Here is a 13856-nt window from a genome sequence, read left to right as displayed (position 1 = left end):
TTTTCTCTCCTTGAGCCAACTTTATGATTGTTCTAATAAGTAGAGTTATCACAATACGTGCCAAGGAAAAAAATTCAATATAAACATTGAGTTAGGATAGATGAGATAACGAAGCTCTAAGATTTCTCATTTTGACAATCAGATTGAACAATACGATGTATCACAATGGTGAGCGCAGCAAGAATATAAATCGGCCAAGTAAACCCTTGCGTTAGGAAAGTACCAGAAACAATCGTACCGATAAGTCCACCTAATACCGCGTTTGCTCCAATGGATAATGTATGGTCGCTGGTGGGTGTCAGAAGTCGGATTGTCGCACGTGAGGTCCGAATCAAAGACACAATGAGTGCGATAAATACAAACAGGCCAACAAACCCTGTTTCTGCAAGCACACCAAACCAAGTACTGTGTACGGCGTGATTGAGCCCGTCCCAATGGGAACTGTAGAAGAAGTAGTTATTGTAGAAATTGTCGATCCCGATACCAGTGAATGGATTTTCTAGCGCCATCTTTATTGCGGCTTCCCATGCATAAATTCGTCCCATTGCGGATTCATCTATCCCTTCTTCCGCGGCACCGCCAGAAGAACGACCAGAAATCCCAGCAACGGCATAGAGCACGAGTGCGCCGACTAATCCAAGTGAGACAACAAGTGCCTTGCTTTTAATGTGTTTAAACGCGAAATACGCAAAGACAGAAAGCGCACCAAGTAGGCCGCCACGGCTTTGTGTTTCTAAAATCGCGGAGAACAATACAAGACAGGTGATTAATGCGAATAGGCGAAGCGTGAGGCTAGCCCGTTTCTCTAGCAATTGGCTGACGGTAAATGCAAGCGGGAACATGAGTACCAAAGATAGATCATTTGGGTCGCCAAGTACTGAGCCTAAATCGCGGCTGATGGTGACGCGTGAGCCTTCGACTAATCCAATGTCATTGTTGGCGTTATAAAGCGCAGTTAAACCGACCAGCAAGCCCGCCAACATGATAGCTTTAGACATTTGAGCAACTTGTTTTGGCGTGGTGATTAGCCAAGTAATCGCAAGTGTCATCACAATGATTTTCCAATAAACACTGGTGAATTCCTCAATCGCAACGGGGCGATTCGAAGCAAACGCCACACCGAGCGTAACCAGTACCCAAAATATCGATAACCATTTTAAACAAGGGTGCCAAAACGCAATGATTTGGCGGCTGATAAACAAATGGTAAGACAACGCCATGAGGGCACCAAGCGAAAGCAATAAGGGAATTTTGAAGCTGTAAATCACCGGGAAAGTTTCGTGAATTCGAAAGAAAGAGAAGATCACAAACAGAGTAACAAACCAAAAGGTCTGGTTAAGAACAAATAAAATGGCCAATGGCGCAAAACACAGCACTAGGATCAGAATTGGACTAGGCATCACCAACCACAATAACGCGACACACATAGTGAACGTTATGGCGATGATGGATTGCTTCATTCTTAATTCTGCTGGGTTCATAGTGGTGTTCTCTTCATTTGGCCGCGCCACTTTAACCACAAGTGATGTATGCCGCTTTTAGCCTGTGAATCAAGGTAACGAAAGGCAATGGTTGCGATGAGTATGCAGCTTGTAAAACACACCAACATGATGAGTGGGATTGAGTTGGCTGAATGAACCAAGAATAACGTTGCTCCAGCAAGGATATGCAGTGTGACCATCAAACTCAGATGGAAAGGAAGCTTCATGCATTGCTGGCCGACGCTAAAGGTTAACGCCAATCGACAAAGCTGAGCGTAGTAAAGCGCGATGAATACGCCGTAGATGCCCAAAGAAGACAAGCTAAACAGCATCGCAAGACCAATCGCTGCCGGTATCGCATTAATGCCCATTAACCAGTGGGTCTTTCGTTTATAAAGAATGCTAATGCACAGTAATTCACTCCACTCTTTGAGTAATGCTATCGGCAGAAGAAACAGCACGTAAAGTGACGCTTCTCGGTACGCTTCAGGCAAGAAATTATTGATGATAATTACGGCCATGGAACCAACTACCACGGTTAAAAAAGTCAGGTAAATCATTCCTAGGTGAGTGATTCGTGTTGCTTCGTTGGAGCCTTTTTTTTCTAAAATCGAGAAGCGTCTTGGCGACCACCACATTGCGAACGGTTGCGCCAAAAAGCACATGCCAATTGCGAACTTAAATGCAATGGTATAAACCCCAAGCGTTGCTAACGATGCATTCGCCCCAATAAACCAACGCTCCGCGCCGTTTAAACAAAACATGATTAAGCCTGAACACATGATGGGGTAGCAGTACTTGAAGAATTGCTTTGATGAGATAAAACTCGGCAGAACCAATTGGTAGCGATTGGTCACGTGCAACCAGACCAACTGTGCCAAGGCTGCGATCAATCCACCAAGTAAAACAGACAACACCGTTTGGCTAAATTGAAGCGCAATGATAATAAAAGCAGCCTGAAGTGCTGTGGTTGTCACCATGATGCTTAACAAGGTTTTGGCTTTGTCATCTTGCAGTCTCAGCCATGCGGTCCCGATGGCTATTGCACCTTCTAAGGCGATGGCGACTAAGGCAACCATCCATTCGATCTTGGTAAAAGGTTCAGGAGTAGGAGTGAACCTTATTACCGCAGTCAGTATCAAAGCGACAGGAATCGAGATAAGAAGAGAAAGGGAGTAGATTTGGTTAAGTAAGGATTTTCTTTTGTGCGGATCATCTTCCACACCTGCAAAGCGGTTTAATGCTTCATGCAAGGCCAAACTAATGGTTAACGCAATCACGATACCAACAGAGGCAATGATCTCCATTTTACCGATTTGCTCTGGCGTCAAATACTGCGGGAGTATTGGCAGCATAATCAAGCTAATGCTTTTATTGATCACCAGTGCAATGGCAAAGAGTGACATGTTGGTCATTGCTCTAGACATGGTCATATCCTTTGACGTTGTTGCGCTTTTTCGCGCTGGATTCGTTTTGTTGTTCTGGCCCTGCGCACAAGTGCTGAGTAATTGGGAAATAACAACGTTCAGCAGTGTAAAGTCGAGCGACATTTAGCGCTTCTATTCCCATTGTCACCTTCAACCAAGGAGACTCATTGAGTAAGCGAATCGCGTTGTGCAGCGAAGCCGCGTCGTTTGGTGTGTACTTGATGCAGTTTTTTCCATCAGTAAGAATGCGATCCCAGTAGCTGTCATCATGTGGAATCACTACACACATTCCTGCGGCTAACGATTCCAGTATTGCAAGACCAAACGGCTCATTCTCTGCTGTTGCAACAAACACACCACATTGTGCTCTAAGGTCATCTAAATTCTCTGGGGACTCGTACCAATCGACGCCTTTTGCTGTGAAATCAGGGGATAAGCCTTCATCATTAATCAGGTTTGGTTGGATGTAACACACGGTTGTTTTGAGGTTTATGCCGTTTTCTAACTGAATCGCCTCTAAAAGCAAATTGACGTTTTTGCGTTTTAGGAGAGTCGCTGCCCAAAACACGCGAGAAGACATTGGGTTCGCTTGCTTTGGCCAACGCTCTGAAGAAAGACCGTTAACGAATGATGAGGTGTTTAAGGTCGTCCAGTAACGTCTAACCGCAGCGGTGGGCAGGTTTAGATAAGCTTGCAGCGCGTGAATCATGGATTCGCGGCAATTTGCCAAGTAATAAATGCTGGTTGCTTTCACAAGGCAGTAGCCAGCAGATCTTGATTTACCCACGGATTGGCTGACAATTTGAACCACTGGTCTTCGATTCAATAGGCGTAATAAGTACAAAGGCATATCGTTGTTTGGATTAGAGAGACCGAGGAGCCAGTCAACCTTAGGCAATCTGATCAAGACGAATAGCAACTGGAAAAGGTAAAAGAAGCTCATAACCCAATAAGCCAGTCCGTTTTGGGAGGTAACCGGAGAGCAAGGGATCTTAACTACTTGAATGCGTTCGTTATCTCCCAGTAACTTATTCCAGTGTTCTGGATGAGTGGTCGCGACATAGCCGACCACATCGCGTTGATTACATTGTTTTAATAGCTCAGCATTTGCTACTTTAGATCCGCTTTGTAGAGGGTTGGTATCCAACATCAGTACGTGTTTCATGAGCCGCTCCTCAGTTGTGCTTTAGCCAATGAGGCATTGGTTTCTTGCTGTGCGAAGGAGGTATTGAAAGCGCAGGCTCTTGTGCCAGTTCACTATGATAAATTGACTCTAAAGCGTTCACTGAAGCGGAAATAGTGAGGTGTTGTGTCGCGTATTGATAGGCATTGTGAACGAGTTGATTGCGCAGTGGCGCGTCATTAAGCATGCGCTGCATTGAGTTGAGCAGGCCGGCCATGCCATGATTTGGATAAAGCAGAGCGCTGTGATTGTGTTCGACCAACTCAGGAATGACACCGATTTTTGGTGCCACGATAGGCAGTTTTGCTAACGCTGCTTCCCCGACCGCCAAACCATAGTCTTCTTCGTAAACACCACTGATGAAGGCATCGACGTTCCCCGTCATCCATGCGTCTTTGTTATTCTGTTGTCCAACAAAATGTACCCGGTCTTCAACACCTAAATCCAATGTGAGTTGTTTTAATGACTCTCTCTCTTCGCCATCCCCAACAATGACAAGGTGCGGATTATTCTGATGATAATTGTGCATATGAATAGCGCGAATCAGACGATCAAAACCTTTACTTTTAATCAGAGAGCCGACAGATAGGAATGTGAATGCGTTCTTTGGGATACCAAGATAGTCTTTCACATCAACCGATTTTTCACTTCGATCTAATGAGACGCCATTGTGCACCACATGTAAGTTTTCTTCCGGATAGCCATCTCGAATCAGCTCTTGCCCCATGCCTTGGCTAACACAAATCAGTTTTGGCGACATGTGTATATCAAGTGAAAATCGAGCGCGGACGCCGTAATGACAATGCAGTTGTGTAACCAACGGAACATGGTTCATTCTCGCTGCCAAACACATCCACTGACAAGTTGCGCCATTGTTGACGTGGACTAGGTCAATATTGTGCTTGTCGATAAGCTCAGAACCTTGCTTGATAAGGCGGTTCCAAGCGCTGATGTCCCAACGATGTGTACTCCACCCACCAACTAATTTGAAGGCGGAATATTGAGTTTCGATGCCCATTTCATGGCATTTCTCAATCAAAGGCTCACAATTTGTCCATACATAAGGTTGGAATTGGTCACGATCAATGCGAGACAAAAGGTCAAGCAATACGACTTCGCTGTGGCGAATCCAGTTGTCGCCATAATGAACATAAAGAATGCGTTTTGGAGTAGTCATCGTCGTCACCTCGGTTTGCCCATTTGTTTAATGGGGTATTGCAACCGAGATGCCAAACTTTGTTAATTATTTAACTCACTGATTCATAAGGACAAAATGGATGTAAGGTAGAGGGGTGACGATTCTTTATCATAATGAGAATGCATATGCATCAAGATTAACTCTCAATTTGATAGCGTTCAATCAAAATAGGAATGACGCTTTGCGAAGAATATTGCTCAGAGATGGTCTTAATGGCCTTTTTGCGAATAAGAGATTGAGTATAGACGCTCATGGTTATCCAATGGTTGAGCTTTTCTATCAAATTGAGAATGTCTTGAGCAATAAACCCATTGTTGCCGTCCTCGATAAGGTCTGACATACGGCCAACGTTTAGGGTAAATACGACAATTCCACGCGACATTGCCTCTAATGCTGCCATTGGAAGGCCTTCATAACGAGAAGATATGATCAATACGCCGATATTGTTCCATACCTCGTTCATATTGCTTTGATGACCATGAAACACGACATTTTTTGGTGCTTGTTGGGAAAGTGTTTCTCTTTCTGGACCGTCGCCATAAATCGAGAACTGGCGGTCAGGTAAATGCTTTGCTATGTCGATAAAGCGATCCGCGCCCTTTTCATGGCTCAATCGACCCACAAACGCGATTTCTTTGTAGTTGCTGTTAAGTTCTGGAAGCGATACAAAGTTATTCAATAGTTCTGCTTTGATGGGCAGCTTGTTCTGAATACTTTGGCTGACCGCAAAGCAATGGTCCGATAGACGGCCACTGTAACGATCAAGCCAATCGTAAAGCCAAACTATTCCGGTCGGAGTTTCTCCTGCGTGGTAGGTCGATATAAGGCGAGGGAAGGTCCGCGTAAACAGCTCCGCGCTACGGGCAAGTAACGCGGCTTTGTAACCGTGAGTATGAATGACGCTAGGTTGATGTTCCGCGACAGCACTTGTGATTTGTTTTACGGCAATGGATGAATGTGAGTCGTTACCTTTGGGGCAAAGCTGATGTAAGTAGCTAACAGGAATATCGGAATGACTCAACTTCGAAATAAGCGGCGCAGGTGGATGGTATTCAACCACCAACACCACTCTAACGTACACATGGAACGCCTGTAATCCTCTGGCGAGCTCAAGGACGTGACTTTCTATGCCGCCAAAGATGCGGCTGTCGAGTAGAATCCAAACCTCGCCCGCGATGGGTATATCATGATTGTTCGAGATTAGCCTCATCTGCTTCCCACGCTTGTTTTTTACGGTAAACCGTAGAAGGGCTCAGCTCTAACATCACTGCGGCGTTAAGTACGTTGCCGTCACAGTAGGCAATCGCATTTTGTATCGCTTCGCGTTCCACTTTCCACATTGGGCGAATCGTACCGTCCGAATTAAAGTACGGTGAAGCCACTTGTGCAGACGCACTCATCGGAACTGGCTCTGGTACGATGACGGATTCTTGCATCGGCATTTCGGTAGCGATGTTTTCAATGGATTGTGTTGGCGATGGCTCAGATACAATTGCAGGGGTTAATTCCACGGGTTGAGCTACTGTGCGGGCTTTTGATGGCTTACGAGTCAATTGAGCTGGTAAGTGGGCCAAGGTCACTTTGTCTTCATTATTCAACACCACGATGTTACGAATGATGTTTTGTAATTGGCGGACGTTGCCTGGCCAATCGTAATGTTTAATCACGTACTGCGCTTCGTTGTCGATATTGTTGAACTTCTTCTTGTCCTGCTTGGAGTAAACGGTCAGGAAGTGCTTAGCGAGCGTGACAATGTCACTACCTCGTTCTCTAAGCGGAGGCATATCGATTGGCACAACATGGACGCGATAGTATAAATCTTCTCGGAAGCGGCCTTCTTCCACTTCGGTCAGAGGGTCGCGGTTAGTTGCACAAATGATGCGAACATCAACCTTCATCTCTTTAGTTGCACCGAGCGGCGTGTATGTGCCAGTTTGTAGGAAGCGCAGCAGTTTTTTCTGCATCTCCAATTCCATTTCACACAGTTCGTCGAGGAAGAGCGTGCCACCATGAGCAACGGTGGCTGCACCTTTACGGTCAGTCGTCGCACCGGTAAACGCCCCTTTGACGTGACCAAAAATTTCGCTCTCCATTAAGTCTCGAGGAATTGCGCCACAGTTAATGGCAATAAAAGGTTTGTTGCGACGATCACTTTGACGATGTATCGCTTCGGCACAGACTTCTTTACCCGTACCACTTTCGCCAACGATAAATACGCTCGCAGTCGTTGAAGCAACAGCATCAATGGTTTTGTAAACGGCTTGCATCGGTAGACTAGAACCGATGAATCCGTGGTAATTGTGTCGGTCGAAGGTGGATTGAATGTTCTCGACCAGGTTCTCTAACTTGGCACGCTTGAGATGGAGCGCAACGGAAGTTTTTAGTCGGTCTGCGTTGATGGGCTTTTCAAGGAAGTCTTCTGCGCCTTTTTGAATCAAGCCGACGGCAATATCAACGCTACCGTGTGCGGTCGCGATGATCACTGATGTTGGGATTTCGTTTTCATTGATCCAATCCAGCACGTCTTCCCCGGACATGTCAGGCAATTTTAAATCAAGAATTATAAGTTGTGGTTTGCTTCTCTCAATGAATTGGATTGCCTCACGCCCAGTTTCAACGTGAAAGATGTCGTAAGGCTCGTCCTTGACATACTGTTTGTAAAGTATGGCTAGTGAGGTAGAGTCCTCTACCAATAACACCCTTGGTCTCATAGTCCTTTCCCAACTTTTATTCGTTTTCTGTTCTAACGTAGAATCAGTTCTAACGCTGTCTTTGCTCTAACGATGCGTTATCTGCTGGGGAGTCAGTTCGTGAGAATGAATAGTTGTCGTACTCTCAAGCAGATAGCTTCTTTTCTATTCTCATTTTGAGAATCTTTATATTTAAGTATTAGCACAGGTTGGGAGTCTTGCAGAAAATTCTTTATTTTTTAGCTAATTAAATAACTCAATATATCCAAGTATGTTGAAGTCATTTGCGTATACACGCTAATCCTCAAATCCTTGTTCTTTTCTCTGATTCAAAGCAACAAATGAATTTTCGGCGAGTTCTGGTAATGATTGGCATAGAAGTAGGGCTTGTTGAGTTTCACCTTCAACACAGTGTTTCTCTATGGTTCGTGCATGCCGAGAAAGGGGACGATTTCCAAGTGCTAGAGCGGAGCTGCCTAGTGTGTGCACCTCAAACTCCAGGGTATCGATATTGCTGGTCTCTAAGGCTTGCTTGATCTTTTCTACACGTTCGCGAGATTCTTCAATGTAGTGCTCAATGAGCGTGGGCATTATCTCGGCGCACGTATCTTTGATCATTTGCTGAAGAATCAATTCGTCGACCAGTTCCGGCTCTATGGCCACGTTTGTGTAATTGCTCATTGGATGCGCTCCCTATAATGTAAATAACTCACTGTTTCTAATTTGTTCTGATATTTTTGCTTTTAGCTTTTCTGGCATAAAGCGCATTTTTTTTACCTGACGAAGCAATTCGTCTTTTAAACCAGCATTGTGTTTCATGTTCAGCACAGCGCCGAGTAGGTTCGCGTTACTGCTCTCCAGTAGTTTTTTGGCTTGGTCAATCTGTGTGGTGGTAGTCGATCCATAACTGGCTATTAATATACTGGCATCACAGACGCCTGCGACAACTTGAGCAGGAATATTATTTCGATTTAAGCTCAACAAGGGGGAGGTATCGATGACGACACGGTCGTATTGTTCTAACCAATCGTCTATGGCTTTTTTGAGCATGGTTGGGTCACGATACGCGAGTTGTGTGCTCGCCATTGAAGGGACGGTTAAGCCCACTAACGTTTGATGATCTTCTTCTCTCGCGATGAGTTGCCCGACGCCTTCTTGGCTAGAGAATTGATGCACGGTATTGTACGCAGGTTTAAACAAGTTCAAATCCACGTACAACGTGTTATGTCCTGCGAGAATCAAGCGTTCAGCGAGTGCTGAAGCCACGGATGTCACCCCGTCTTCTGATTGACAAGCGACGACGCACAAAGATCGGTGGCCTTTTAATTCGCCCAATAAGTAAATTTGCTCGATTTCAGCATGAGTCGCAGGAATAGTCATTACAGCGCTCCTATTAACACAATGGTGGTGGTGATTTGCAGAAGGTCTCGCAAACCAGCTCGCGCTTTCTCCGCAAAACTTTCATCTTTGTGTGGAATATAGATAGTGTCGCCGGCTCGAATAACCGGAAGGTCGTAAATGTTGGCGGTTTTACTGAATTCAGTTAAGTCGAAGGTACGGGCTTGCCCTTGGCAACAAGACATATTGACCACGCTAATTTTCTCTACGTAAGCGTTGTCACTCGGGCCTCCGGCTTCAGCCAGTAAATCGAGGATAGTCATATTGTCATTGAAGACGTAACGCCCGGGGTCTCTTACTTCACCCAGAACTCGCACTGTAGATTCTTTCGAGCGGTCGAGCCAGTTCTTGTTCTTTTCAGGTATGTAGATGGTATCGCCCGGTCGAACATTCGGTAGGATGTTTTCGTCGCCGGTTTCAAAATACATCGAAAGATTCAGTTTACTGACTTTGGCGTAACCAAGGCCACGATGCGTCACCCGAATATTATGAATATCGGCGTCTTTGGTTGGACCGTCCGCCGCAGAAAGAATATCAAGGAAGTGCATCTCGTTGGTAAAACGATAGCGACCAGGAGAGTTGATTTGACCAAAGACATAGATAGAGGCATCTGAGCTCTGACTCACCCATTGTGATTTGTTGTCCGACGGGTCATCGGGCAATGCATGAACCCTGACCACCGTACCCGCACTCACATTTGGAAGCTTTGAATTTGGTGAACCATCTAAGATGAACTTGTCTAGGTCAAACTTCGCCATTTTCCCGTTGTTTGCTACCTCAATTTTACTGGTGTCCGCTCGACGAGTTGGGCCTCCTACATGAGCCAGTAAGTCAATCAAGTCCATTTCATCTGACCATTCGATACGTCCAGGACGAACAACCTCACCCATAACGGCAACGGCACGGTTTGGAGCCACTTTGAGCCATGATTTTTCATTCATGTCCGTCTTTTCAGGGACGAATATTGCGTCACCAGATTCAATTTTCGGCGGCTTTATTGATGTTAGCCCTTCGGTATGCGCCGTTAAATCAAACTTGATGACTTGGCCGTTCGCCTTAAGAACTCGAATCTGACGTGACTCTGCGTAGCGAGTTGGGCCACCTGCGTTAGCTAAAATGTCCATAAATGTCGCGCCTTTCTTGCCTTCGAAAGCGCCAGGGTTATCCACTTCGCCCATCACATAAACGACGTTTGAACCCGCTTTTATTTCCTCCTCTTGCTTAGGAACAAAGATGGTTGCTCCAGGCAAAATCTCAGGTAACAGGCTTTGGTCGCCCGTATCTAAATAACGTTTCAAATTGAACAGGCTAGGCGTGTTATTTGTGATCACACGGATTTGTTCGACGCTAGCGTAGCGAGTGACACCTCCAGCTCGCATGACGACATCGACAAGCGTTGTATTAGGTTTGTAAGTAAATGAACCCGGCGCGTTTACCTCTCCAAACACTTTGATTGCTTTGGAAGCATCAGCGCTGTCGCCAGAGTTCGCCAGTTTAGCTGCATCAAACTCTTGTTCGATGTTGCCAACGAGCGGTGAAGCAGGGACGAAGAGAACATCCAGAGATTCGAGCTGCGGTAACTGGGTGTCATCACCGGTATCGAGAAAGCGTTTGTAGTCAAATTCGATGTTCTTGTTGCCACGTTTGACGATGATTTTATCTAATTGCGCACCAGCACGCAGTCCACCGGCTTCGTAGAGAAACATCTGTATATTAGAACCGGCTTGCAATGTGTACTCGCCAGGCTTGACCACATAACCTTGAACGGAAATAAGCAATTGCTGCTGCTTGATGAACACGCGAGCATTATTGACGTCTCGATAAACGGATTTAAGATTATCGATAATAACGCTTTGGAGCTGCTCTTCATTGTACCCAGCAACAAACACAGGCCCGATTTCAGGCAGACTAATACGGCCACGTTTATCAACTTGGAACCCTTTGTTTAGAGAGGCTTCACCAGGCAGGTTGATTTGAACTAAATCGCCCACTTTGACGACTTCGTCTTCAGCAGCCCAACTCACGTTGATGTTGATTAGACAGAACAAGAAAAGGGTGACAACAGATTTGAGTATTCTCATAACATCTCTCCCATGTCAGTCGTGCTGTCTGAATTTGAATTAAGTACTTCAATGCTTACTCGTCGGTTGGTTAGGCGGACCGCTGGCGTTTGTCCTTCGTAGAGGGGGAGCGTTTCGCCCACGGATTTGGTCTGGACCCGGTCTGAGGTGATACCAAATACATTGAGGTATCGTTTCACTTGCTCAGCACGCTCTTGCGCCAGTTTTTGGTTGTATTCAGGTTCGCCAGTAACGTCGGCATGGCCGGTGACAACAAGGGAGAGAGAAGGGTGCTCTCGCAGAATATAGGCCGCTTCTGCTAGGTGCCCCATGTACTTTGGATTGATTTCTGCGGAATTGACGGCAAACTGATTATCAATGTTAAGGAGATCATAGACGTTTGCGACAATACTTAAATCGCTGCGCAGTGCTTCAATATCTTGCGGTGGCGTACACGTGGTTTGAGAAAGTACGTAATCAAGTTGTTGTTCTAGTTGGCTCAATCGACGACGCTGAATCACAATATCGTTAGCGGCATCAAGCAACAGCCCGCCTTCGAGTTCACGTGCAATTCGGTTTTGTTTTTCCAATGCCTGAACGACTGCTGCAGGGAAACACCATCTTGCCCCTTCCTTAATCAATGCGTCCAAATGCAGTTTAGTAAGCTGCCAATCGAAGCGAAGACCATGTTCCGGACCAAGAGGCTCATCAGGCATAACGGGTGAAAACTGATAATTCTCAATAGAAATATCTTGGTAGCTTTCTGCCATGCCACCCTGACCATGCTCGGGGTAGTTAAACGTTGAGCAACCAACAACGCCGACAACGAGACTGCTCATTACACTTTGTCGTATTAGATTCACCATGCCAACCTCCGTATTAACCGGTATTTTTAGTGGCCCTTTGAATTCACGGGAATAGCATGATTGATACGTAGCAGACTCATTATCTCTAAGGGTTGTCCCGATACGTTTTCGATTATCATACTGCGTTCACGTTCAACTAGGCGCTTATATAAATAAACAATGGCACCAATCCCTGAAGAATCAAGAAATTGGACGTGTTTGAGGTTGATTTCGACTTCCTTGTGATCATCACTGTGAATTACCTCATCAATATGATGTTGAGCTTGACGGCAGCCTTTCGCGTCTAAATCGCCAAAAAACTCGATGGTCAATGTGTTTTGATCGGTTTCTAGTTTTCGCAGTTCCATAGTGTATTCTCCATTAAAAATCTGTCTGATTGAGGTAGAGCACGTAACATGCCAATAATAAATTTATTTAAAAACAGTCGTTTATTGTTTTAGATTCGTAATTTTTAAATTGAGAATTAAGGCGCACTCAATTTGAGAATCAAAAAAGTGAATGGATTGAATGATTTATAAATGCTATTTCGATCTGATCTTTATGTGTCTATTTGCATTTGTTTGCTTATGGGTGTTGCTGTGGGTCGTAGAAAGTGAAATGTGGGTTAGGTGATTTGATCGAGTTACGGTTCAATAGAGATGCTTTTTTGTACAAGGTCCCCACATGCCATTAAGAATGACATTGATTGCCCTCGCTGTAATTGCTTCCGCTCAGCCACACGCTGATCCAAATTTACTTCCACCTGTCTCTTTAGCTGAATCGTACCAAGATGGTATCGACGTCTCTCAATATTGGTATAGCGAGAAGCTCGATGGGATTCGAGCGTACTGGACAGGCCAACACCTCGTAACACGTAATGGCAACCGAATTTACGCGCCGGAGTGGTTTGTTAAGGTATTACCGGATTACCCGTTGGATGGTGAGTTATGGGCAGGTCGAGGCAATTTTCATATTGTACAGCAAACAGTACTAGATAAAACGCCGGTAGAAAGAGCGTGGCGACAGATCGATTTTATGGTGTTTGACATGCCTTATTCTGCAGGCGATTACCGAAAGCGTTACTACAACATTCAAGATTTGGTGTTTACGATTGACGCTCCTCATATTAAATATGTTGAGCATCGTGCGATTCAAGATGAGAACCATTTGTTTATCCAATTGGACCGAATTTCGCAATCTGACGGTGAAGGTGTGATGTTGCGTAAGGTATCAAGCCGATACCAAGCAGGCAGAGGCAGTGATTTACTCAAGCTTAAGCGTTATGAAGATGCTGAAGCCTTAGTGGTAGGCTACAAGCCAGGGACAGGCCGCTTATTAGGTATGATGGGCGCATTGCTGGTGAGGTTAGCGGACGGTACCGAGTTTTACATCGGTAGCGGCTTTACCGATGATGTTCGTAAGTCTCCGCCTAGGATTGGTTCTACAGTTACCTTCCGCTACAACGGGTTTACTCACAATGGCAAACCAAGGTTCGCTCGATTCCTAAGAGAACGGATGTCGCTGTAAGTCTGAATGGCAATGAGTTTTGATCCAACAAGCATAAAACTAAAGAG

At 45.4% G+C, this 13856-nt stretch carries 12 protein-coding genes; 1 reads left to right on the top strand and 11 read right to left on the bottom strand.

The genetic code is table 11. From position 1 onward, the window contains the following. Positions 1–116: 116 nt before the first annotated feature. From C1S74_RS03145 to C1S74_RS03095, 11 genes are all read right to left on the bottom strand, one after another. Positions 117–1481, bottom strand: a complete 1365-nt coding sequence (locus tag C1S74_RS03145; protein WP_045401339.1) for an O-antigen ligase family protein — start codon at positions 1479–1481, stop codon at positions 117–119. Next, on the bottom strand, positions 1478–2908 hold the full coding sequence (locus tag C1S74_RS03140) for a lipopolysaccharide biosynthesis protein (RefSeq protein ID WP_045401336.1): 1431 nt from the start codon (positions 2906–2908) through the stop codon (positions 1478–1480). Before C1S74_RS03140 ends, C1S74_RS03145 begins: the two co-directional genes overlap by 4 nt. Beyond that, the gene (locus C1S74_RS03135) at positions 2901–4073 is read right to left on the bottom strand and encodes a glycosyltransferase (RefSeq protein WP_045401333.1); all 1173 of its coding nucleotides are present in this window, start codon (positions 4071–4073) and stop codon (positions 2901–2903) included. Before C1S74_RS03135 ends, C1S74_RS03140 begins: the two co-directional genes overlap by 8 nt. 10 nt (positions 4074–4083) lie before the next feature. Then, the gene (locus tag C1S74_RS03130; RefSeq protein ID WP_045401330.1) at positions 4084–5268 is read right to left on the bottom strand and encodes a glycosyltransferase; all 1185 of its coding nucleotides are present in this window, start codon (positions 5266–5268) and stop codon (positions 4084–4086) included. Positions 5269–5425: 157 nt separating this feature from the next. Then, on the bottom strand, positions 5426–6499 hold the full coding sequence (locus C1S74_RS03125; RefSeq protein WP_045401328.1) for a glycosyltransferase family 4 protein: 1074 nt from the start codon (positions 6497–6499) through the stop codon (positions 5426–5428). Further along, the gene (locus tag C1S74_RS03120; RefSeq protein WP_045401325.1) at positions 6474–8000 is read right to left on the bottom strand and encodes a sigma-54-dependent transcriptional regulator; all 1527 of its coding nucleotides are present in this window, start codon (positions 7998–8000) and stop codon (positions 6474–6476) included. Before C1S74_RS03120 ends, C1S74_RS03125 begins: the two co-directional genes overlap by 26 nt. A 276-nt stretch (positions 8001–8276) precedes the next feature. Next, entirely contained in the window at positions 8277–8660 is a 384-nt protein-coding gene (locus C1S74_RS03115) for an Hpt domain-containing protein (protein WP_045401322.1), read from the bottom strand. 12 nt (positions 8661–8672) lie between these two features. Further along, positions 8673–9359 carry an AAA family ATPase gene (locus tag C1S74_RS03110; RefSeq protein WP_045401318.1) on the bottom strand — a complete coding sequence of 229 codons (687 nt, stop codon included), beginning with the start codon at positions 9357–9359 and terminating at the stop codon, positions 8673–8675. After that, the gene (locus tag C1S74_RS03105) at positions 9359–11458 is read right to left on the bottom strand and encodes an SLBB domain-containing protein (protein WP_045401315.1); all 2100 of its coding nucleotides are present in this window, start codon (positions 11456–11458) and stop codon (positions 9359–9361) included. Before C1S74_RS03105 ends, C1S74_RS03110 begins: the two co-directional genes overlap by 1 nt. Then, positions 11455–12303: an OmpA family protein gene (locus C1S74_RS03100; RefSeq protein WP_045401312.1), complete on the bottom strand. Its 849-nt coding sequence runs from the start codon at positions 12301–12303 to the stop codon at positions 11455–11457. Before C1S74_RS03100 ends, C1S74_RS03105 begins: the two co-directional genes overlap by 4 nt. Positions 12304–12329: 26 nt before the next feature. After that, positions 12330–12650 (bottom strand): STAS domain-containing protein, encoded by a 321-nt coding sequence (locus C1S74_RS03095; protein WP_038872685.1) that lies wholly within the window; start codon positions 12648–12650, stop codon positions 12330–12332. A 316-nt stretch (positions 12651–12966) separates the two neighbouring features. Here C1S74_RS03095 and C1S74_RS03090 point away from each other — a divergent pair, with 316 nt between their 5' ends. Further along, positions 12967–13809 carry a DNA ligase gene (locus C1S74_RS03090; RefSeq protein WP_045401309.1) on the top strand — a complete coding sequence of 281 codons (843 nt, stop codon included), beginning with the start codon at positions 12967–12969 and terminating at the stop codon, positions 13807–13809. Positions 13810–13856: the final 47 nt, after the last annotated feature.

The sequence above is a fragment of the Vibrio hyugaensis genome, from assembly GCF_002906655.1.
Classification (GTDB): Bacteria; Pseudomonadota; Gammaproteobacteria; order Enterobacterales; family Vibrionaceae; genus Vibrio; species Vibrio hyugaensis.
This window is presented reverse-complemented; position numbering and strand designations above follow the sequence as displayed.

What these genes read in the sequence shown, in the direction of transcription:
- C1S74_RS03145 (WP_045401339.1), bottom strand. Translation starts at nt 1,481, where the DNA reads ATGAACCCAGCAGAATTAAGAATGAAGCAATCCATCATCGCCATAACG.
- C1S74_RS03140 (WP_045401336.1), bottom strand. Translation starts at nt 2,908, where the DNA reads ATGTCTAGAGCAATGACCAACATGTCACTCTTTGCCATTGCACTGGTG.
- C1S74_RS03135 (WP_045401333.1), bottom strand. Translation starts at nt 4,073, where the DNA reads ATGAAACACGTACTGATGTTGGATACCAACCCTCTACAAAGCGGATCT.
- C1S74_RS03130 (WP_045401330.1), bottom strand. Translation starts at nt 5,268, where the DNA reads ATGACTACTCCAAAACGCATTCTTTATGTTCATTATGGCGACAACTGG.
- C1S74_RS03125 (WP_045401328.1), bottom strand. Translation starts at nt 6,499, where the DNA reads ATGAGGCTAATCTCGAACAATCATGATATACCCATCGCGGGCGAGGTT.
- C1S74_RS03120 (WP_045401325.1), bottom strand. Translation starts at nt 8,000, where the DNA reads ATGAGACCAAGGGTGTTATTGGTAGAGGACTCTACCTCACTAGCCATA.
- C1S74_RS03115 (WP_045401322.1), bottom strand. Translation starts at nt 8,660, where the DNA reads ATGAGCAATTACACAAACGTGGCCATAGAGCCGGAACTGGTCGACGAA.
- C1S74_RS03110 (WP_045401318.1), bottom strand. Translation starts at nt 9,359, where the DNA reads ATGACTATTCCTGCGACTCATGCTGAAATCGAGCAAATTTACTTATTG.
- C1S74_RS03105 (WP_045401315.1), bottom strand. Translation starts at nt 11,458, where the DNA reads ATGAGAATACTCAAATCTGTTGTCACCCTTTTCTTGTTCTGTCTAATC.
- C1S74_RS03100 (WP_045401312.1), bottom strand. Translation starts at nt 12,303, where the DNA reads ATGGTGAATCTAATACGACAAAGTGTAATGAGCAGTCTCGTTGTCGGC.
- C1S74_RS03095 (WP_038872685.1), bottom strand. Translation starts at nt 12,650, where the DNA reads ATGGAACTGCGAAAACTAGAAACCGATCAAAACACATTGACCATCGAG.
- C1S74_RS03090 (WP_045401309.1), top strand. Translation starts at nt 12,967, where the DNA reads ATGCCATTAAGAATGACATTGATTGCCCTCGCTGTAATTGCTTCCGCT.